The following is a 21,105-nucleotide window of genomic DNA, read 5'->3' as shown; positions in this document are numbered from 1 at the left end:
CTCACCCGTTCGCCGCTCGTGTACCCGAAGGCCTTACCGCTCGACTTGCATGTGTTAAGCACGCCGCCAGCGTTCGTCCTGAGCCAGGATCAAACTCTCCGTTGAAGACTCTCGAAACACCCCCAAAGGGTGAATCAAAAAAACTTTCAAAGGCCAGAGTCCGAAAACCCGACAAAAACAACGCCAGCTCAAAAGCTGACTAAATGCCCGACCCTCACACGGGGGTATGAGAAATCGGGACCAAAAAATTTGGCACTGACATTCATCGACACACTATTGAGTTCTCAAAGAACACACGCACAAACCAAACTCACCGGAATCAACCGGAGAGTCTCAGTAGGGCAACTTTTCAAGCTTAGCTCGATCCTCGGCGACTCGCCAAATCGGCTGGTCACGGGCTCGAACCATGTGATCTGTCAGGCGCTCATCGTCCGGCCTCGTTTCCCCTGTGCCTCTCGGCCCCGGGTTGGCGTCCGTGTCGCTCTGACTTCGAATAAGTTACGTGCCGCCGTAATCGATGTCAAATCGCCTGGTCAGATGCCGTTTTCAGCGCCTGCTTGCGACACCGACCCGCTCGATATCGGCGCCCAGGGCGCGCAGATTCTGCACGAAGTTCGGGTAACCACGATCGATGTGGAACACGTCGTGCACGTCGGTGACGCCGTCGGCGACGAGACCCGCCAGAACCAGGCCGGCGCCGGCCCGGATGTCCGACGACCACACCGGCGCGCTCGACAACCGCGGGATACCGCGGACCACCGCGTGATGTCCGTCCGTCCGCGCGTCGGCGCCCAGGCGGATCATCTCCTCCACGAAACGGAAGCGCGCCTCGAAGACGTTCTCGGTGATCATCGAGGTGCCGTCGGCGATCGCCGCCAGCCCGATGGCCATCGGCTGCAGATCCGTGGGAAATCCGGGGAACGGCAGGGTGGAGAAGTTCACCGCGCGCGGCCGTTCGGCCTGGATCACGCGAAAACCCTCGGGCTCGAAGGAGATTCGCGCGCCGGCCGACCGCAGCTTGTCCAGGACCAGCGACAGATGTTTGGGATTGATCCCCGTCACCCGGATGTCGCCGAGCGTCATGGCGGCGGCGATGCCCCAGGTGGCGGCGACGATGCGGTCGCCGATCACCCGATGCACGGTCGGCGAGAGCTTGCGTACTCCCTGGATGGTGAGCACCGAGGTGCCCGCGCCACTGATCCGCGCGCCCATCCGGGTCAGCATGGTGCAGAGATCGACGATGTCGGGTTCGCGCGCCGCATTGTCGATGACCGTCTCGCCCTCGGCGAGAACCGCCGCCATCAGGATGTTCTCGGTCGCGCCGACCGAGGGGAAGTCCAGCCGGATGCGCGCGCCCTGCAGCTCGTCGGCGCGGGCCACCACGCAGCCGTGCTCGATCTCGCTGGTCGCGCCGAGCAGTCGCAGGCCGGCCTGATGCATATCCAGCGGCCTCGACCCGATCGCGTCGCCGCCGGGTAGCGCGACCACCGCGCGCTTGCATCGGGCCATCAACGGACCGAGCACGCAGACCGAGGCGCGGAACTGCGTCACCGCGGGGAAGTCCGCGTGGTACTTCGGCTCGGCCGGCGTGGTGATGGTGACCACGGAGCCGTCGACGACGACATCACATCCCAGACCGCGCAACACCTCGGCCATCAGCGGCACGTCGAGGATGTCGGGGCAGTTGGTGATGGTCGTGGTGCCCTCGGTCAGCAGCGCGGCGGCCATCAACTTGAGGACGCTGTTCTTGGCGCCGCCCACCGCGACCTCGCCGACGAGCCGGCTGCCACCGGTGACCAGGAAACGTTCACTCACGGTCGTCAGCCTAATGGTCCGTGCCCGGGATAGGCGCTTGTCCGCCGGGATGCCAGAGGATGTCTCCGTCCGGATTCGCCACCCGGCCGAGGATGAACAACAGATCCGACAGGCGGTTCAGATATTTCGCGGGCAGCACGCTCGTGTCCTCCGGATGCGCGTCGATCGCCGACCAGGCCGACCGCTCGGCGCGCCGGGCCACCGTGCGCGCGGTGTGCAGCAGCGCGGCCAGTGCGGTCCCGCCGGGCAGGATGAACGAATTCAGCGGCGCCAGTTCGGCATTGAACTCGTCGCACCATTGCTCCAGCCGCTCGATGTACGGCTCGGTGATGCGTAGCGGCGGATGCTTCGGGTCGGCCACGACCGGCGTGGAGAGGTCTGCGCCGGCGTCGAACAGGTCGTTCTGCACCTGCCGTAGCACTTGTAGGATCGCCGGATTCGGTTGTCCCACTGCGATGGCCACCCCGATCGCGGCGTTCGTCTCGTCGCAGTCCGCGTAGGCGACCAGTCGGGGATCCGTCTTCGCGACGCGGGAGAAATCACTCAGACCGGTCGTGCCGTCGTCACCGGTGCGGGTGTAGATCCGGGTGAGATGGACGCTCATGGCTGACTCCTCGTCAACTCGGCCGCCGCCGGACGCGGTCGGACGGGCGGGATTCGACCCAGGATTGGAATGCCGCGAGCGATCCGCGGTCGAGTGCCAACTCGTAGCCGCCCGTACCGTCGGAAACCGCCGTCACGATGATCTCGTCGGTCATGATGTCGTATTCGTCGCCGACCGGGCCACGCCGCTCGCCGACCTCGATCCCGCGGCGCTGGATGGTGGAATCCGCGCCGAATTTCAAACTGGTGAGCTTGAAGAAGACCAGGCGGTCCTCCTCGTAGCGGATCAGGCCGTGCCGCCAGCCCTGTCCGCCCTTTGCCGGAAGCACCCGCAACAGTGCCGAGGTACCACCGCGTCGCAGCATGATGAACCGATAGATGGAAGCCAACGCCACACCGACGAGCAGCAGCACCAGAATGATCAGCAGCACCATCCCGGTCCGCAATCCAGGTCCGTCCCTTCGCCTCGACCCCTGTGCCGTCGCGGCGCCTGTCATCCCCTAACCAGGCGGCCTTGCGGCGAGTCTACAAACATGGGCCCCACCCGGAACGGGCGGTGGCCGAAAACGATGATGGCCCCGGGAAATTCCCGGGGCCATCGGTGTGCTCAAGCCGTCGCGGCCTCGACCGCCCGAACCCGGCCGCGGGCTTCCGCCTGCGCGTGCTCGGATGCGTTCGGGTCGGCCAGCACGGCGCGGGCCGCCTCGACATCGATGTCGCCGGCGAATTCCGCTGTCTCGGCGAGAATCCGGACCGTCGACGTCGCACTGCCGTCCCGAGTGACCGGAGCGACCGAGAAGAACCCGCCGTTGACGGCGGCGACGATGCGCTCGCCGTCGGTGCCGACGATGGTCACCGTGCCGCCCTCGACCAGCTGGCCGAGGACGGGCTCGTGGCCGGGCAGAATACCGATCTGCCCCTCCGTGGTCTGGGCGCCGACGAATGTCGCCTGCCCCGACCACAGCCGCCGCTCGATGGCGACCAGATCAACTGACATCTCCGCCATGGTGGACTACTTCCCGGCGATCTTCTTCGCGGCCGCCTCGACGTCGTCCAGGCCACCGCAGGAGTTGAACGCCTGCTCCGGCAGGTGATCGAATTCACCCTTGGTGACACGGTCGAAGTCGTCGATGGTCTGCTCCAGCGGCACGACCGAACCGACCTGACCGGTGAACTTCTCGGCCACGATGAAGTTCTGGCCGAGGAACTTCTCCAGACGACGCGCCCGGCCGACGAGGACCTTGTCCTCCTCGGAGAGCTCGTCCATGCCGAGGATGGCGATGATGTCCTGGAGTTCCTTGTACTTCTGCAGGATTCGCTTCACCTCGTTGGCGACGTCGAAGTGCCGCTGACCCAGGATCGAGGCCTCCAGGATGCGGGAGGTCGAGGTCAGCGGATCGACGGCCGGGTAGATGCCCTTCTGCGAGATCGGGCGGGAGAGCTCGGTCGTCGCGTCCAGGTGGGCGAAGGTGGTGGCCGGCGCCGGGTCGGTGTAGTCGTCGGCGGGCACGTAGATCGCCTGCATCGAGGTGATCGAGCGGCCGCGGGTCGAGGTGATCCGCTCCTGGAGCTGGCCCATCTCGTCCGCCAGGGTCGGCTGGTAACCGACGGCGGAAGGCATGCGGCCCAGCAGGGTCGACACCTCGGAACCGGCCTGGGTGAACCGGAAGATGTTGTCGATGAACAGCAGCACGTCCTGGTTCTGCACATCGCGGAAGTACTCCGCCATGGTCAGCGCCGAGAGGGCGACGCGCATACGCGTCCCCGGCGGCTCGTCCATCTGGCCGAAGACGAGGGCGGTGTCCGGGAGGACGCCCATCTCTTCCATTTCCAGGTGGAGGTCGGTGCCCTCACGGGTGCGCTCGCCGACGCCGGCGAACACGGAGGTACCGGAGAACTCCCGCGCGATACGGGTGATCATCTCCTGGATCAGCACGGTCTTGCCGACACCGGCGCCGCCGAACAGGCCGATCTTGCCGCCCTTGACGTACGGGGTGAGCAGGTCGATGACCTTGATGCCCGTCTCCAGGATCTCGGTCTTGCCCTCGAGCTGGTCGAAGGCCGGCGGCTGGCGGTGGATGCCCCACTGCTCGCCGTCGCGGCCGGTGCCCGGGGAGTCGAGGCAGTCACCGAGGGCGTTGAACACGTGGCCCTTGACGACATCGCCGACGGGAACCGAGATCGGCTTGCCGGTGTCGGACACCGGCACGCCGCGGATCAGGCCGTCGGTCGGCTGCATGGAGATGGTGCGAACGATGTTGTCGCCGAGGTGCTGCGCGACCTCGAGGGTCAGCGTCTTGGCCACCGAGGGCAGCGTGATGTCGACGTGCAGAGCGTTGTACAGCTCGGGAATGGCGCCACGCGGGAACTCCACGTCGACGACGGGGCCGATGACGCGGGCGACGCGGCCGGCGCCGGAACCCGCCCGGCTCGGGTTTTCTCGAGTAACAGCTGCGGTCATTGGTTCTCTTCCGTATCAGGCGGGTTGGCTAGTCGCTCGAACTCGAGGCCAGCGCGTTCGCGCCGCCGACGATTTCCGAAATTTCCTGGGTGATCTGGGCCTGCCGCACCGAGTTGGCCTGGCGGGTCAGCGAGGCCTGCATCTCGGTGGCGTTGTCGGTGGCCGCCTTCATCGCCGTCCGGCGCGCGGCCGACTCGGAGGCGGCGGCCTCCAGCAGCGACGCGTAGATCCGGGTGTTGATGTACTTCGGCAGCAGCGCACCGAGCAGCTTGTCGGCATCGGGCTCGAACTCGTACAGCGAGGACACCCGCGCGTTCGGGGAGTCCTGCAGCATGCCGTCGCCCAGGTCGAAGTTCTCGTCGACGTAGGTGACCTGGATCGGCGCCAGTCGACGCACCTCCGGCACCTGCGACAGCATGGACACGAACCGGGTGTAGACGATATGGATCTCGTCGACGCCCGCGATGGTCCCGGCGCCGTTCGGGAGCGGCACTTCGTTCTCGCCACCGGCCATGAACGACTGCACCAGATGTTCACAGGCGGCCGAGGCGTTGGTGTAGTGCGGCTCCTGCGAGAACCCGGTCCACGAACCGAACAGGTTCCGGCCGCGGAAGGTGTAGTACGTCAGGCCCTTCGCGCCCATCACGTACAGCACCGGCTCCTTGCCCTCGCCGCGAAGCGTGGTCATGAGCTCCTCGGCGCGGCGGAACACGTTCGAGTTGTAGCCGCCACACATACCGCGGTCGCTGCTGATGACCAGCACGGCCGCACGGGTCGGCTCGGGCCGCTCGATCAGCAGCGGATGGGTCAGGCTCTGCGAGGCGCTCGCCAGTTCGACGAGCACCTTGGTGATCTCCTCCGCGTACGGCTTCGCGGCGGCCACCCGGGCCTGGGCCTTGCTGATTCGCGAGGTCGCGATCAGCTCCTGGGCCTTGGTGATCTTCTTGATCGAGCTCACGCTACGAATGCGGGAGCGCAGTTCGCGCACGCTAGGCATCTCACACTCCCCTCATTCGTGCGTAGTGGATCGTCGGTCCCATGGGCGGCGTCGCCTACTTCTCGACGTGCTTGCGGGTGACGGCCAGCGACTCGACCTCTTCGTGGTCCAGTTCACCGGCGGCGGCCTCGTTCACGACCCGGCTGCCGTCGGAGGCGAGGAAGCCGTTCTTGAACTTGTCGGTCTCGGCCTTGATGAGGTCGGCCGACTCGCCCTCCAGCACCTTGCCGCCGGCGATCGCCTTGAAGGCGTCGGCCGCGTTGCGGTGCAGGTGATCCAGCAGATCGGCGTTGAACCGGCGGACGTCGCCGACCGGCACCGAATCGTAGAAACCGGCGTCGACCAGGTAGATCGAGACGATCTGGTCCTCGACCGAGACCGGCGAGTACTGGTTCTGCTTGAGCAGCTCGACCCAGCGCGCGCCACGCTCCAGCTGAGCCAGCGAGGCGGCGTCCAGATCGGAGGCGAAAGCGGAGAACGCCTCGAGCTCGCGGTAGGAGGCCAGCTCCAGACGCAGCGAACCGGCGACCTTCTTCATGCCCTTGGTCTGGGCGGCGCCCCCGACACGGGAGACCGAGGTGCCGACGTTGATCGCCGGGCGGACACCCTTGTTGAACAGGTCGGACTCGAGGAAGACCTGGCCGTCGGTGATCGAGATGACGTTGGTCGGGATGAACGCCGAGACGTCGTTGGCCTTGGTCTCGATGATCGGCAGCCCGGTCATCGAGCCCGCGCCCATCTCGTCGGACAGCTTCGCGCAACGCTCCAGCAGCCGGGAGTGCAGGTAGAAGACGTCACCCGGGTACGCCTCGCGGCCCGGCGGGCGGCGCAGCAGCAGCGAGATGGCGCGGTAGGCCTCGGCCTGCTTGGTCAGGTCGTCGAACACGATGAGGACGTGCTTGCCCTGGTACATCCAGTGCTGGCCGATGGCCGAGCCGGTGTAGGGGGCGAGCCACTTGAAGCCGGCGGAGTCGGAGGCCGGGGCCGCGACGATCGTGGTGTACTCCATGGCGCCGTGGGCCTCCAGCGCGGCCTTCACGCCCGCGATGGTGGAGCCCTTCTGGCCGATGGCGACGTAGATGCAGCGAACCTGCTTGGTCGGGTCGCCGGTCTCCCAGTTGGCCTTCTGGTTCAGGATGGCGTCGACGCAGACGGCGGTCTTGCCGGTCTTGCGGTCGCCGATGACCAGCTGGCGCTGGCCGCGGCCGATGGCGGTCAGGGCGTCGATGGCCGTGATGCCGGTGGCCAGCGGCTCGCCGACCGGCTGACGCTCCAGCACGGTCGCGGCCTGCAGCTCGAGCACGCGGCGCTCCTCGGCGGCGATGTCGCCGAGGCCGTCGATGGCCTGGCCGAGCGGATTGACCACGCGGCCGAGGAAGGCGTCGCCGACGGGCACCGAGAGCACGTCGCCGGTGCGACGGACCTGCTGGCCCTCCTCGATGGTGTCGAACTCACCCAGGATGACCGCACCGATCGAGGTGTCCTCGAGGTTCAGCGCGACACCCAGCACACCGCCCGGGAACTCGAGCAGTTCGTTGGCCATCGCCGACGGCAGGCCGCTGATGTGGGCGATACCGTCACCAGTGTCGGTGACGGTGCCGATCTCCTCGATGGAGGTCTCGGGCGTGTAGGACTGGGTGTAGCTCTCGATCGCGCTACGGATCTCATCGGTGGAGATCGTCAGCTCCGCCATGGTTGTTCCTGCTCTCGCTGTCTGGTCTGGATTGTCGGTAGGTTAGGCGCCGGTGCCGGTCGACCGCTAGGTCAGGGACTGCCGCAGGCGCTGCAGCCGGCCGAGGGCACTGCCGTCGATCACGTCGTCGCCGATGTGCACGACGACGCCGGCCAGCAAGCTCGGATCGACCTGTACGTGCACGGTGATCTGCTTGTCGTAGAGGCGCTGCAACGAGGCCGCCAACTGCTCCCGCTGCTGCTCGTTCAGGTCGACCGCCGCGCGCACGTGCGCGACGACCTGCTGCCGCAACGACGCCGCGAGATCGGACAGGTGATCGAACGCCGCGCCGATGTCACTGCGCCGGCGGCTCACGGCCTGCTCGGTCAGTTCCAGCGTGACGTCGCCCACCTTGCCGTGCAGCAGGCGCTCGATCAGGTCGCGCTTGGCCTGCGCGGCCTTGCCGCGGTCACCCAGTGCCTGTTCCAGATCGGGATTGGCCTCGACAATGCGGCTCAGCCGGAACAACTCGTCCTCGACCACGTCGAGGCGGCCGCGATCGGCCGCGGCGCGCAGCAGCGCCTCCTGGCCGAGCAGTTCCAGCGTGTCGACCAGGTCCCCGGTCCGGGACCAGTCCTCGGCGACGGCCGTCGTCAGCACGGCCTGGGTAGCCGCGCTGATCTTGCCGCCGAAAACGCGCTCGGCCAGTTCGGCACGCGCCGAACCGGCCACCGACTTATCCGCGAGCGCCACACGCAGCGAGCGCTGGTCGTCGAGAACGGCGACAACGGCGAACAATTCGGAACCCGTCGTGGCGGCGACGGTGTCGCTCCCGGCCAGTGCGGCCGAAAGAGCTTCCCTGGCTCGGGAACTCGCCTCACGGCTCGCTGCGTACATGCTTCCCACTTTCACTGTGTTGGTTTTACCTTCGCGAGGCGGCCTCCGTGGTCACTCCGCGTACCGTCTTCGGCCGCCGACCCGCTCAGGCGCACGTTACCTTCCGACTCCGATGCCGGCCTGCTCGTCCAATTCTGCGAGGAACCGATCGATCGACGCCGCCTGTTTGGCCGCATCCGACACAGATTGGCCAATGATCTTCTCGGCCAGATCGACCGCGGTGCGGCCGAGTTCGCCACGGAGCTCGGTGACGATCTGCTGCCGCTGCGCCTCGAGCTGGGAATGCCCGGCGGCGACGATGCGGTCGGCCTCGGCCTGTGCGTCGGCCTTCATCTGGGCGAGGATCTGCTGCCCCTGGGTGCGCGCGTCCTCACGGATGCGCGCCGCCTCGAGGCGGGCCTCGGCGAGCTGCTGCTTGTACAGCTCCAGCGTCTCCTGGGCCTGGGCTTGGGCGGCCTCGGCCTTGGCGATGCCGCCTTCGATCTTCTCCGAGCGCTCGTCGAGCACCTTCGTCAGCCGGGGGATGACGTATTTGAAGAAGACGAATCCGATGACGATGATGCAGACCGCCGACCAGAAGATGTCGTATGGCTCGGGAAGCAGAGGATTGTGGTCCGAAGACCCTTCCTCGGCCGCGAGCAGATACATCTCGTTCATGGCAATCAGAAGATGAAGCCGGCGACGAGGCCGATCAGGGCCAGCGCCTCGGTGAACGCGATGCCCAGGAACATGTTGGTCCGGATCTGGCCGGCCAGTTCGGGCTGACGGGCGAAGCCCTCGATCGCCTTACCGACGACGATGCCGACGCCGATGCCGGGGCCGATGGCCGCCAGGCCGTAACCGATCGCGCCGTAACCCGTCGACTTCGGCGCATTCTCGGCGAGAGTGGTGGCCACGTAGGAGAGGCTCATGAGTTTTCTTATCCCTTTCTGTTGCCCACCCGCCCGACGGCGTGTGGGTCAGTTCTTGTGCTGTCAGTGCGAGTCAGCGTGCTGCGCGAGACCGATGTACACAGCGGTCAGGAGCGCGAAGACGTAGGCCTGCAGAAAGATCACCAGCAGCTCGAAGAGCGTGAAGGCGAAGCCGCCGAGCAGCGAGAACGGGGACAGGCCCTTCATCCACGCGGCGCCGTCGAACAGGAAGAACTGCGTCGCGCTGAAGAACAGCACCAGCATGATGTGGCCGGCCAGCATGTTCGCCATCAGACGGACGGTCAGCGTGAACGGGCGCAGGACGAAGGTCGAGATGAACTCGATCGGAATCAGCAGCACGTGCATCGCGGGCGGCACATCGGGCACCACGATGGACGAGCGCATGTACTTCCAGAACCCGTACTTCTTGATACCGATGTAGTTGAACGCGACGTAGGCGATCACGGCCAGCACCAACGGCATACCGATACGCGCGTTGGAGGAGATGTTCAGGAACGGGATGACACCCGAGAAGTTCAGGAACAACACCGTGAAGAAGATGGTCGCGATCAGCGGGAAATACCGTTTGCCGGTTTCCTTGCCGAGGACCTCGTCGCAGATCTGCTCGCGGACGAACATCAAGCCGGATTCGGCGACGTTCTGTAGACCACGCGGAACGATCTGCGGCCGCCGGAAAGCGACCATGAGGATCGCGATCAGCACTGCCGACATGAGGATGCGAATGAGCATCAATCGGTCCAGCTCGAAGACCGTTCCCTGGAAGAGCACAGCCTTCGGGAAGAAGTCATCTAGGGACGGCGCGTGAAACTCGCCGGCCAAGGTGGTGACGCTCAGCGTTCTCTCCCGTGTTCGGGCCGCAAGCCATCGCTGACCTACGGTTCGATCGGACATTGACGATCTGGTGGTCGACTCGAGTCGGCTCGAAGTTCGTCAGCAGCTGTGCGGAGTTACCGCCCCTGGCGTCTGTACGTCGGCGACATCGTCGACGGTGCAGAGCCGAACCATGCAGGTCCGGCACGGCAGTAAGCATAACCTGCCGGTATCGATCGTAGGGGATCGACCCCGGGTTTCGTGTGCTTACGGTAAAGAGTTTACCAAGCTATCTACGACGCTGTGTAGGGGGTGCCCACAATCAAATTGTCGATCTTGATCGAGGGCATCCCGTCAGCTATCGACATACGGAACCCGTTGGCGCAGCAGGCCGTACGTTTCCGCACCCAGTACGATGAGCAACGCACCCACTACTGTCAGGAATAATGCGCCCCGGCTATAAAAGTCGAACTGTTTGAGGACCGCCACAACGATCACGACGACCAGAAGTTTGCCGACCCAGCTCGCAAGCATCACCATGCCCTGGACGCCGGTATCCATCGTCGCCGTGCGCAGCACCAGCAGGGCGGTGGCGAGGATGAAGAATCCGCCGATGGCCGCGCCGATCAGCGCTCCCCACAGCCCCGGCAGGCCGGCCACGATGCTCGCCACCACGGCCGAGACCACCACCAGCACGAGCAGCCCGGCCACGCCGTACCGCAGGGCGGCCCGCAGCGCCGAATCGTCCGCGCGGGGCGTGTTCGCGGGCGCCTGGCCCGGCTGCGGGTCGGGGTCGTGGGATTCGGCGTTCACGGCTGCCCACTGTACTCGACGCCGTCAGGGCCGCGTAGCGCTCGATTTGCTCCCGGTGTCGTAGCTCACGGCACGCGGTCGCGCGGAATCCGCCGGCGCAATCCGAGCGCCCCGCGCAACGACGGCACCGCCGTCACCAGCAGCGCGAAGAGCAGGCCCGCGGCGAGCAGCAGCAACACCAGCCGGCGATCCATCAGCGACGTACCGACTGCTCCGAATGCCAGGATTCCGACCCACATGTAGATCAGCAGCACCACGCGACGCTGGGAATGACCGATCTGCAACAGCCGATGATGCAGATGCATTTTGTCCGGCGTGGAGAAACTCACCCCGGCGCGCACCCGGCGCACGATGGCCAGCACCAGATCCAGGACCGGAATGAACATCACCGCGCCGACCAGGAACAGCGGCGACAGCAGGCCGACGATGTCGCGGGTGCCGTATCCCTGCAGCGGAATTCGACCGGAGGCGCCGGTGGAGATCGCCGCCAGCATCAGTCCGATGAGCATCGAGCCGGAATCACCCATGAATATCCGGGCCGGCTGGAAATTGTGTGGCAGAAATCCCAGGCAGGCCCCGGCGAGGGCGGCCGCGAGCAGTGCGGGCGGATAGGTGTCGGTGGATCCGCCCTGTTCGTAGAGCAAACCGATGGAGAAGACGAAAACCGCGACGGCCGCGATCAAACCCAGTCCGGCCGCGAGTCCGTCCATGCCGTCGACGAAATTCATCGCGTTGATCATGGTCACCGTGATCAGACCGGCGGCCAAACCGCCCTGCAACTGATCCAGCACCACCGTGGAGTTGGTGAAGGGGTTGTAGATCAGTACCCAGCTCAAACCCATCACGGCCATCACGCCCGCGGCCGTGATCTGGCCCACGAATTTCGTGAGCGCGTCCAATCCCCACCGATCGTCGATGATGCCGACCAGCACGATCAGCGTTCCGGCCACCAGCACCGCGGGGATATCCGGCGCGAAATCGAAACCCCGGCGCAGTGCCGGCAACTGGTGCGCGAACAGCACCGCCGCCACTATGCCGACGTACATGCCGACGCCGCCCATTCGCGGCGTCGGTTTGGTGTGCACATCGCGTTCCCGCGGGACGGCCACCGCGCCGAAGGCGATGGCGAGCACCCGCACCCCGCCGACCGCCAGCATGGTCACCACCGCCGAGATCAGCAGAACCAGCAACAGCTCGCGCAGCGGGACGACCGCGCCCTGACTGAACACCATCTACCAGGCCGTCACCGCGTCGGCTCCGCGGTCAGCTCGTCGGCCGGCATGCCCAGCACCTCCGCGACCTGTGCCACCGTGACCGCGCCGGCGCGCAGCACCCGTGGCCGGTCGCCGGTGAGGTCGATGATGGTCGAGGCGACCCCGTGCTCGGCCTTGCCGCCGTCCAGATACACGCCCACCAGCTCACCGAGCTGATCGCGGGCCTCGGCGACGGTGGCGGCGGCGGGCTGCCCGGACACGTTCGCGCTGGACACCGCCAGCGGGCCCACCTCACGCAACAACTCCAGGGCGACCGGATGCAGCGGCATCCGCAGCATCACCGTGCCGCGGGCGTCGCCGAGGTCCCAGGCCAGCGACGGCGCCTGCTGCACCACCAGGCTCAGCCCGCCCGGCCAGAACGCCCGGATCAGGTCGCGGGTCTGCTGCTGTACGTGGAACACCAGCCCGTCGATGGTGTTCCAGGACCCCACCAGCACCGGGACGGGCATGTCCCGGCCACGGCGCTTCGCCGCCAGCAGGGAGCTCACCGCGGCGGAGTCGAACGCATCCGCGGCCAGGCCGTACACGGTGTCGGTCGGGATGACGGCCAGCCGTCCGGATTTCAGCGTGGTCCGCGCGGCGGTCAGACCCGCGGATCGGGAATCGGGATCGGAGCAGTCGTAGACGATACTCACGGCGCAGAGTCTATTGCTTCGGCGCCGCCACGCGGGCGGCCGGGGCGATCGTTGCGGCTCCGGCGCCCCCGGCGCTCATCTGGTGAGCCGGCCCAGAAGCGAAGAGGCGCAGACCGTTCCGACGATCGCGGCCAGCACCAGCACGCCCAGGTCCAGCCAGAGCCGATATCCGGCGCCGACCAGCAGGCCGCGCAGCATCTCCACCTCGTAGCTCAGCGGGTTGACATGGCTGATCACCCGCAACCAGCCCGGCATGAGATCCAGCGGGTACAGCGCGTTCGAGGCGAAGAACAACGGCATGGTGATGGCCTGGCCGATCCCCATCAGCCGATCGCGCTGACCGACCAGCCCGGCGATGGTCATCGACAGGCAGGCGAAGAACGAGGCGCCCAGCATCACCGCGACCACCGCACCCAGCAACTTCAGCGGGTTGAGGGTCATGTGCACGCCCATCACCAGCGACAGCACCACGATGATCAGCACCTGGGCAACCGAACGCACCCCCGCGGCGAAGCATTTCCCGGCGATCAGCGCCGAGCGCGGGGTGGGGGTGACCATCAGCTTGTTCAGGATCCCGGCGTCCCGGTCCCAGATGATCTGGATGCCGTAGAAGATCGCGATGAACAGCGCGGACTGCGCGATGATGCCCGGCGCGAGGAAGTCCAGATAGGGCAGCGAACCGGTGGGGATGCTGCGCAGCCGCGAGAACGTGGTGCCGAAGATCAGCATCCACAACGCGGGCTGCACGGCCCGGGTGACCAGCTCGGTCCGGTCGTGCCGCAATTTCTGTAATTCGACCAGTGCGAATGTGCCGATCCGCGAGGCCAGCACGAGCAATCTCGCCGGGCCGTGCGGGGCGTGGCGCAGCGGCGGGTACTCAGCCGGCGCGCTGAGCGGTTCGACGGGTGCTTCGGACACCGCGCAGTCCTCCCTCGGAATCGTTCTCTTCGCCCAGGCCCGCGCCGGCGTAGTGCCGGAACACGTCCTCGAGCGTGGCCTCCGGGCCCAGGGCCGCCTTCAACGCGGCCGGCGCGCCCACCGCCTGCAGAACGCCCTTGTGCAGCAGCGCGATTCGATCGCACAGCACATCGGCTTCCGCCATGTAGTGGGTGGTCAGCAGCACGGTGGTGTGGAACCGGTCGCGCAGTTCGCGCACCCGGGCCCACACGCTGTCGCGGGCGATGGGGTCCAGGCCCACGGTCGGCTCGTCGAGGATGAGCAACGCGGGCCGGTTGACCAGCGCCTGCGCCAGCTCCAGCCGGCGCACCATGCCGCCGGAGTAGCCCGCGGCGAGGCGATCGGCCACATCCAGCAGGTCCATCGCGGCGAGCACCTCGTCGACCCGCTCGGCCCGCTCGGCGCGCGGCACGTCGAACAGCCGGGCGAACCAGGTGACGTTCTGCCGCCCGGTCAGCGTGCCCTCGATCGAGAGCTGTTGCGGCACATAACCGAGGTTGTAGCGGATGTCGGTGTCGCGCTTGCCGACCTCGAAGCCCAGCACCCGGACCGTGCCGGTCTGCACCGGCATCAAGGTGGCCAGCAGGCGGATGGTGGTGGTCTTGCCGGCGCCGTTGGGGCCGAGCAGGCCGAACACCTCACCGCGATCGATGCTCAGGTCCAGACCGTCGACGACGGCGTGCCCGCCGTAGCGGTGGGTCAGCCCGACACATTCGACGGCCGGGCGGGGGCCCGGTGAATCATGCGGGGCGACAGGGGAATCGGAGGTCACCGGCTCACCTCTCCTTGTTCGTGCTCGTGCAGCAGATCGGTCACCTTGTTCACCACCGCGAGGCCGCGGACCAGGTCGGCGCGCTCCTCGGCGGTCAGGTCACCGAGTGCCGCGGTGATGAATGTGTGCCGGCGCCTGCGGGTTTCGTCCATGAGCCGCTGCACCGGCGCCGGCAGGCTCAGCCGGGTGACCCGGCGGTCGGCCGGATCCTGTTCGCGCATCAGCAGATCCGCGTGGACGAGGGCCGTGACGAAGGTGGAGACGCTGTTGGCGGCCAGCCCCATCTCGGCGGCGGCGGCCTTCACCGAGATGCCCGGATTACGGCCCACCAGGCGCAGGAACTCCGCCTGCGAATCGCTGACCCCGGAGCGGTCGAACGACCGCCCCGCCAGCCGGGCCACCTGACGGCGGAACCGGCCGAACGACCCGAGCAGCGCGCCGACCAGTTCCGGATCGGCCGCGGCGGCGGATTCGGATCCCGGCGAGCGACTCACGCTGTCGATAATACCTCTGAACCAGAGGTAATTTCCAGCCGGAAAAAACCGCCACCGGCGGGCGGTGGCGGTTCCGATCAGGTCGTGGGCATGCGCCGGGCGGTGACGAACCGGGGCCTGCCCGCGAGATCGGGATGCTCGTCCACGTCCAGGAAGTCGTCGTGGACATCGAACAGATCGGCCACCCGGGAGCCGTGCGAATCGTCGTGCTCCACGGCCGTCACGCCGCCCGGCCGGAGCAGACGGGCGATCGTGCCGATCATCGGGCGGATCACGTCCAGGCCGTCCGGGCCGCCGAACAGGGCCAGATGCGGATCGTGGTCGATCACCTCGGGATCGAGCGCCGCGTCGGCGGGGACGTACGGCGGATTCGCCACCACCATGTCGACCCGGCCGTTCAGCTCGGCCAGCGTGCCGGGATCGGTGACATCACCCTCGTACAGCGCGATCGGCGCGTCACCGTCGGCGGCCAGCCGCTCGGAATTGCGCCGGGCCCACGTCAGGGCCGCCGGATCGAGCTCCACCGCGTGCACCAGCGCGTCGGGTCGAGCGTGCGCGATGGCCAGCGCCAGCGCGCCGGAACCCGTGCACAGATCGACCACGATCGGCCGATGGCCGCGCTCGGTCAGTTCGAGATGCGCCAGGGCCCACGCGAACAGCAACTCCGTCTCCGGCCGGGGCACGAACACGCCCGGTCCGACGCTGAGATCGACCTCGCCCATCGACGCCACCCCGGTCAGGTGCTGCAGCGGGATCCGGGCCGCGCGCCGCGCCACCAACTGCCGGTATTCGGCGAGTTGTGCCGGCGTCAGCATGGGAACCAGGGCCAGCCGGGTCCGCTCGACGCCCAGCACATGCGCGGCCAGCAACTCCGCGTCGGTGCACGGGCTGTGCACGCCGGCGGCGGCGAGGGTTTCGGTGGCTTCCACGACGGTGGTACGCAAGGGCACACGACTCACGGAATTCACTGTGCCCGACTCGACGGCAACGTCAGTCATGATTCGACCTCTTCCGGCAGTCCAGCACACCACACCCCGTCGGCCGGAGTGTCCGCGCTGGTGCGACATGTCGGCATGCTTCATACCGTCAACTGTGCGCCGTCGCGACCCGCAGCACAGCCCTCGGAGTCAACATCTCACAGACCTCTCACGGCGCTCTCATACAGCGTTCGTGCAGGTGGGAGGGATGCGTCTCACATTTTCGGGGTCATTCCGCGGCCAGTCGAGCGGCCCGGTCGGCCTCGCCGAGCGCGTTCAGCAGGGCGTCCAATTCACCGTCCAGGACCGCGTCCAGGTTGTGTGCCTTGAAGCCGATGCGATGGTCGGTGATCCGGTTCTCCGGGAAGTTGTAGGTACGAATGCGCTCGGATCGGTCGACCGTGCGGATCTGGCTCGCCCGCCCGGCCGCGGCCTCCGCGTCGGCCTGTTCCTCGGCCAGCAGCTGCAACCGCGCCGACAGCACCTGCATGGCCCGGATCTTGTTCTGCAGCTGCGAGCGCTCGTTCTGGCAGGTGACGACGATGCCGGTCGGCAGATGCGTGATGCGGACCGCCGAATCGGTGGTGTTGACGCCCTGACCGCCCTTGCCCGAGGACCGGTACACGTCGATACGCAGATCGGTTTCGTCGATCTGCACCTGCTCCACCTCGTCCGGCTCCGGGTAGATCAGCACGCCGGCGGCGGAGGTGTGGATGCGGCCCTGCGATTCGGTGACGGGCACCCGCTGCACGCGGTGCACGCCGCCTTCGAACTTCAACCGCGACCACACCCCGTCCCGGCTGGGTTCGCGACTCTTGACCGAGAGCGTCGCTTCCTTGTATCCGCCCAGGTCGGAGATGGTGGCGTCGAGGACCTCGACCTTCCAGCCGTGCTGTTCGGCGTAGCGGATGTACATCCGGGCCAAATCGGCGGCGAACAGCGCCGATTCCTCGCCGCCCTCGCCGGACTTCACCTCGAGCACGACATCGTCGGCGTCGTGCGCGTCGCGCGGGGCCAGCAGGTCGGTGAGCGCCTTCGACAGCTCCTCGACCTGTTCCTCCAGGCCCGGGATCTCGGCGGCGAAGGCCGAATCGTCGACGGCGAGCTCGCGCGCGGCGTCCAGATCGTCGCGCGCGGCCGAGAGCTTGGTGTAGGTGGACATGACCGGAGCGAGCTCGGCGAACCGCTTGCCGACACGCCGGGCCTCACCGGGGTTGTTGTGCAGCGCCGGATCGGCCAGCTGCGCCTCGAGCCCGGAGTATTCGGCCAGGATGTCGTCGATCGCGGACGGGGCCGTCTTGTCGGCCACTGCCACTCCTCCCAATCGGAAAAAGGCCCCGGAGAAGAAACTCAGAGGCCATTGATCGCACCCCGACATCTCGGGGTGCGAGTCTCAACTTACGAGCACCGTTCGCGGCCGGCTCGTCGTGCGGCGGTCGAAGCGCATGCGCGAAGCGCGAGTCTCGACCGCCGCACGACGAGCCTCCGGGGCCGCGAACCCGCGACGCCGGAGGCGGCGCCGAAGACTCAGCCTTCCTTCTTGGCAGCGCGCTTGCCGTAGCGAGCCTCGAAGCGGGCGACGCGGCCGCCGGTGTCGAGGATCTTCTGCTTGCCCGTGTAGAACGGGTGGCACTGCGAGCAGACCTCGACGGTGATGTGGCCCGACTCCTTGGTGCTGCGGGTCTCGAAGGTGTTGCCACAACCACAGACGACGGTTGTCGCCACATAGGTCGGGTGAATTCCTGCCTTCATGGGTGTCCTTTCGAAAATGGCCGCCGGGTCGCCCTCGATCGAGGACGTGAACCGGAGCCGACTAGGCGGGATGGTGTGGTGCGCGGGAACTCGGCCACCGCACGCAGATGCTTCGCGATATCCCGGATATCACGGACGCACCAGCGGACCAGTATGCCAGAGTGGCGCCCACGCTTCTGAAACACCTCCCCCGCTCCGGTTGTTCCCGGTCGGGACGGCCGTTCCCCCAGGAAGTACGGGCACGCGATCTTCCCAGATCTCGAGCCACGCTGAAGTCGAGTAGTCGGCTACTCAAGAATGTGAACAGCAGCGTTCATAGAGTCTCGTCTCATCGAGAACCGTGCGATCCCCGGAGGAAGGACAGCCGTGTATCGCCATGCCACAGGGGAGGTCCCCGCACCCGAACCCCGCGTCGCCCGCATTCCGTACCTCCGTGACCGTCGTCACCTCCCCGGCCACGGTGACCGCCGTCGGTCGATGCGCGTGCCGCCGAGAACGTGGCGCGCGACCGAACTGCTCGCCAGCGCGGTGTTCGCCGTGCTAACGCTGACCGTGGCGGCCGGCGCCTGCACCGCCTCCGGCGGCAGCCCGCCCGCGACCGTGGCCACCGGCCCCGCCGAGCCGCAGTTCCAGTTCACCGCCACCGCGACGCCGATGGGCGGGCTGGCCGGCGCGACCGCGGTGATCGTGTTCGTGCTGATCGTCGCGGCGGCCGCGATCGGCCTGATCTTCTACCGCCCGGGATCGGCCTCGTACCACCGCCCACGGACCCCGGAAACGCCGCAGCGGCCCCGCCGAGGCGGAGCCGCTGGGACGAGACCACGGCGGAGCCGTGAGTCGATGGCAACCGGGGACTACTCGTCCAGCGCGCCCGGAGCCGTCTTCGCGATCTGCATCAGGAACTCGACATTGCTCTTGGACTTCTTCAGGCGGTCGATCAGCAGATCGATGGCCTGATGCGAGTCCAGCCCGGACAGCACGCGCCGCAGCTTGTGGATCACCGCGGCCTCGTCGGGCGCCATCAGCAGGTCGTCGCGACGGGTACTGGACAGGTTGACGTCCACCGCCGGGAAGACGCGCCGCTCGGCGATCTTGCGATCGAGCTTGAGCTCGGCGTTGCCGGTGCCCTTGAACTCCTCGAAGATCACCGTGTCACCGGTCGAACCGGTCTCCACCAGCGCGGTGGCGATGATCGTCAGCGAGCCGCCGTTCTCGATGTTGCGGGCCGCGCCGAGGAACCGCTTGGGCGGATACAGCGCGGTCGAGTCGACACCACCGGAGAGGATGCGGCCCGAGGCGGGCGACGAGTTGTTGTACGCGCGACCCAGCCGGGTGATCGAGTCCAGCAGCACCACGACGTCCTGACCCATTTCCACCAGGCGCTTCGCCCGCTCGATGGCGAGCTCGGCGACCGAGGTGTGGTCGCTCGGCGGCCGGTCGAACGTGGACGCGATCACCTCGCCGCGCACGGAGCGCTGCATGTCGGTGACCTCTTCCGGACGTTCGTCGACCAGTACCACCATCAGGTAGCACTCGGGGTTGTTGGTCGCGATCGCGTTCGCGATGTCCTGCATGACCGTGGTCTTGCCCGCCTTCGGCGGCGACACGATCAGGGCGCGCTGCCCCTTGCCGATCGGCATGATCAGGTCGATGACCCGGGTGGTCAGCTTGTTGGGCTGGGTCTCCAGCCGCAACCGCTGGTTCGGGTACAGCGGGGTCAGCTTGTTGAACTCCGGCCGCCGCCGGGCCGCGTCGACATCGCTGCCGTTCACGGTGTCCAGGCGCACCAGCGGATCGAACTTCTGCCGCTGGTTGGCCTGTTCGCCGTCGCGGGGAGCGCGGACCGCGCCGGTGATGGCGTCACCGCGGCGCAGGCCGTTCTTGCGAACCAGGTTCATCGACACGTACACGTCGTTCTGACCGGCCAGGTAGCCGGAGGTGCGGACGAACGCGTAGTTGTCGAGCACGTCGAGAATGCCGGCGACCGGCTGCAGGACGTCGTCCTCGCGGATCTCGACCTCACCGCCGCCACGATTCTCGGTGCCGCCCTCGCGATCCCGGCCCCGCCGGCGCTCGCGGAAGCGACGACCCCGGCGGCCGCGGCCGTCCTCGTCGTCGCCGTCCCGATTGCGGTCGCGATCGCGATCGCGACCGCCGGTGCCGTTCTGGCCGGACTGACCCTGCGATGAGTTCTGCTGACCACCGGACTGCTGACCGCCGTTGGCCTGACCGTTCTGATTGCGCCGGCGCTCGCCCTCACCGTCGGACTTCGGCTCGGCGGCATTCTCGGTGCCCGACTCGGTTCCGGTCGCGGCGGCGGCACGCTGCTCGCGGCCGCTGCGGCGCTGCCGGCCCCGGCCACGCTGGTTGCCGTCACGGCCGTTGTCGTCGCCCGAATCAGCCGGGCGGGCAGCGGTTTCCGCCTCACCGGCGGGCGCGTGGTTCGCGACCGGCGGTTCGATGACGCTGTCCAGGGTGGGCTGCTCGGCCCGGGCCCGGCGCTCCCGCACGGGCTTGGCGGCGGGCTCGGCCTTCACGGCCGGTTCCGACTTCGCCGCGGGCTCGGTCTTCACCGCCGCGTCGGACTTCGCGGCCGGCGGCGCCTTCACTGCCGTCTCGGTCTTCGCCACCGGCGCCTCGGCCTTACCTCCGGCCTTCGCCTCACCACGACCACCGCGAACCGGCTTGCTCGGCGTAGTGGCCTGGTTTTCCTTGATGGCGGCGATCAGATCACCCTTGCGCATTCCGGAAGTGCCTCGGATACCGAGCTCTCCGGCAAGCGCGCGCAACTGCGGCAACAACATTCCAGTCAGCCCCGATCGTGCGACGTCGGTATGTTCGCTCATTTTCGCAATCTGTCCGGAGTCACTTTCGCGACCCGAGGGATTTTCATCGGTTTCCACCACGGGTGTCGCGAGCAGGTCCGTATCTGTCACGGAGATCCTTTCCTTCCCTCGACTTGCCGTGTGCTAACTCGAGGGTTCCGTCCCGAAGCCCGGTCACTGCGCCGAGCTCGGATGCCGTATCGCTGCCCCGCCGGACCGGCGGCTTCGCCACCGGTTCACGAAGGTGGGAGAGATCATTCCAGTGCTGCCTCGAGATTCGAGACACAACGCAGACAACAGTCGGCCGAATCGACCTGCCCTGTCTGCCTGCCTCGAGCCTGAGCGAGGAGCCTGCTGGAGCGATTGCCCAAATGAAGCACCGGCGTCTGACGCGCACGATGTACGGACTCGCCCAGGAT

Annotated in this window: 21 protein-coding genes and 1 rRNA gene; all 22 read right to left on the bottom strand. The window is 67.3% G+C overall.

Annotated elements, in window-relative coordinates:
• Positions 1-105 (bottom strand): 16S ribosomal RNA (locus tag NRB56_RS28230); the annotation flags it as partial.
• 441 nt (positions 106-546) lie between these two features.
• Positions 547-1,815, bottom strand: a complete 1,269-nt coding sequence (gene murA / locus NRB56_RS28225) for a UDP-N-acetylglucosamine 1-carboxyvinyltransferase (protein ID WP_319943646.1) — start codon at positions 1,813-1,815, stop codon at positions 547-549.
• Positions 1,816-1,825: 10 nt separating this feature from the next.
• Entirely contained in the window at positions 1,826-2,419 is a 594-nt protein-coding gene (locus NRB56_RS28220) for a cob(I)yrinic acid a,c-diamide adenosyltransferase (protein ID WP_153347311.1), read from the bottom strand.
• 13 nt (positions 2,420-2,432) lie between these two features.
• Positions 2,433-2,852, bottom strand: a complete 420-nt coding sequence (locus tag NRB56_RS28215; RefSeq protein WP_194291014.1) for a DUF2550 domain-containing protein — start codon at positions 2,850-2,852, stop codon at positions 2,433-2,435.
• 173 nt (positions 2,853-3,025) lie between these two features.
• Entirely contained in the window at positions 3,026-3,424 is a 399-nt protein-coding gene (locus NRB56_RS28210) for a F0F1 ATP synthase subunit epsilon (protein ID WP_153347309.1), read from the bottom strand.
• 6 nt (positions 3,425-3,430) lie between these two features.
• Complete coding sequence (gene atpD, locus NRB56_RS28205) at positions 3,431-4,879, bottom strand: F0F1 ATP synthase subunit beta (RefSeq protein ID WP_153347308.1); 1,449 nt, start codon at positions 4,877-4,879, stop codon at positions 3,431-3,433.
• Positions 4,880-4,907: 28 nt separating this feature from the next.
• The gene (locus tag NRB56_RS28200; RefSeq protein ID WP_153347307.1) at positions 4,908-5,876 is read right to left on the bottom strand and encodes a F0F1 ATP synthase subunit gamma; all 969 of its coding nucleotides are present in this window, start codon (positions 5,874-5,876) and stop codon (positions 4,908-4,910) included.
• A 55-nt stretch (positions 5,877-5,931) separates the two neighbouring features.
• The gene (gene atpA / locus NRB56_RS28195) at positions 5,932-7,569 is read right to left on the bottom strand and encodes a F0F1 ATP synthase subunit alpha (RefSeq protein WP_153347306.1); all 1,638 of its coding nucleotides are present in this window, start codon (positions 7,567-7,569) and stop codon (positions 5,932-5,934) included.
• A gap of 66 nt (positions 7,570-7,635) precedes the next feature.
• Complete coding sequence (locus tag NRB56_RS28190; RefSeq protein ID WP_153347305.1) at positions 7,636-8,445, bottom strand: F0F1 ATP synthase subunit delta; 810 nt, start codon at positions 8,443-8,445, stop codon at positions 7,636-7,638.
• Between the two features lie 96 nt (positions 8,446-8,541).
• The gene (locus tag NRB56_RS28185; protein ID WP_153347304.1) at positions 8,542-9,102 is read right to left on the bottom strand and encodes a F0F1 ATP synthase subunit B; all 561 of its coding nucleotides are present in this window, start codon (positions 9,100-9,102) and stop codon (positions 8,542-8,544) included.
• A 5-nt stretch (positions 9,103-9,107) separates the two neighbouring features.
• Positions 9,108-9,356, bottom strand: coding sequence for an ATP synthase F0 subunit C (locus tag NRB56_RS28180; protein ID WP_153347303.1), 249 nt, complete (start codon positions 9,354-9,356; stop codon positions 9,108-9,110).
• Positions 9,357-9,419: 63 nt separating this feature from the next.
• The gene (gene atpB / locus NRB56_RS28175) at positions 9,420-10,268 is read right to left on the bottom strand and encodes a F0F1 ATP synthase subunit A (protein ID WP_153347302.1); all 849 of its coding nucleotides are present in this window, start codon (positions 10,266-10,268) and stop codon (positions 9,420-9,422) included.
• Between the two features lie 273 nt (positions 10,269-10,541).
• A complete protein-coding gene (locus tag NRB56_RS28170; RefSeq protein ID WP_406603538.1) occupies positions 10,542-11,000 on the bottom strand; it encodes a hypothetical protein in 459 nt (152 codons plus the stop codon).
• Positions 11,001-11,065: 65 nt separating this feature from the next.
• A complete protein-coding gene (locus NRB56_RS28165) occupies positions 11,066-12,232 on the bottom strand; it encodes a glycosyltransferase family 4 protein (RefSeq protein ID WP_153347301.1) in 1,167 nt (388 codons plus the stop codon).
• 11 nt (positions 12,233-12,243) lie between these two features.
• Positions 12,244-12,909 carry an L-threonylcarbamoyladenylate synthase gene (locus NRB56_RS28160; RefSeq protein ID WP_319943645.1) on the bottom strand — a complete coding sequence of 222 codons (666 nt, stop codon included), beginning with the start codon at positions 12,907-12,909 and terminating at the stop codon, positions 12,244-12,246.
• A 75-nt stretch (positions 12,910-12,984) separates the two neighbouring features.
• Positions 12,985-13,827 (bottom strand): ABC transporter permease, encoded by an 843-nt coding sequence (locus NRB56_RS28155; protein ID WP_406603537.1) that lies wholly within the window; start codon positions 13,825-13,827, stop codon positions 12,985-12,987.
• On the bottom strand, positions 13,787-14,638 hold the full coding sequence (locus NRB56_RS28150) for an ABC transporter ATP-binding protein (RefSeq protein ID WP_319943644.1): 852 nt from the start codon (positions 14,636-14,638) through the stop codon (positions 13,787-13,789). Before NRB56_RS28150 ends, NRB56_RS28155 begins: the two co-directional genes overlap by 41 nt.
• Positions 14,635-15,132, bottom strand: coding sequence for a MarR family winged helix-turn-helix transcriptional regulator (locus tag NRB56_RS28145; RefSeq protein WP_319943643.1), 498 nt, complete (start codon positions 15,130-15,132; stop codon positions 14,635-14,637). Before NRB56_RS28145 ends, NRB56_RS28150 begins: the two co-directional genes overlap by 4 nt.
• A 77-nt stretch (positions 15,133-15,209) precedes the next feature.
• Complete coding sequence (gene prmC, locus NRB56_RS28140; protein ID WP_319943642.1) at positions 15,210-16,091, bottom strand: peptide chain release factor N(5)-glutamine methyltransferase; 882 nt, start codon at positions 16,089-16,091, stop codon at positions 15,210-15,212.
• Between the two features lie 247 nt (positions 16,092-16,338).
• Complete coding sequence (gene prfA, locus NRB56_RS28135; protein WP_319943641.1) at positions 16,339-17,418, bottom strand: peptide chain release factor 1; 1,080 nt, start codon at positions 17,416-17,418, stop codon at positions 16,339-16,341.
• Positions 17,419-17,636: 218 nt separating this feature from the next.
• On the bottom strand, positions 17,637-17,861 hold the full coding sequence (rpmE, locus tag NRB56_RS28130; RefSeq protein ID WP_153347298.1) for a 50S ribosomal protein L31: 225 nt from the start codon (positions 17,859-17,861) through the stop codon (positions 17,637-17,639).
• An 854-nt stretch (positions 17,862-18,715) separates the two neighbouring features.
• Complete coding sequence (gene rho / locus NRB56_RS28120) at positions 18,716-20,707, bottom strand: transcription termination factor Rho (protein WP_194291013.1); 1,992 nt, start codon at positions 20,705-20,707, stop codon at positions 18,716-18,718.
• Positions 20,708-21,105: the final 398 nt, after the last annotated feature.

The sequence above is a fragment of the Nocardia aurantia genome, assembly GCF_009604425.1.
Lineage (GTDB): Bacteria > Actinomycetota > Actinomycetes > Mycobacteriales > Mycobacteriaceae > Nocardia > Nocardia aurantia.
This window is presented reverse-complemented; position numbering and strand designations above follow the sequence as displayed.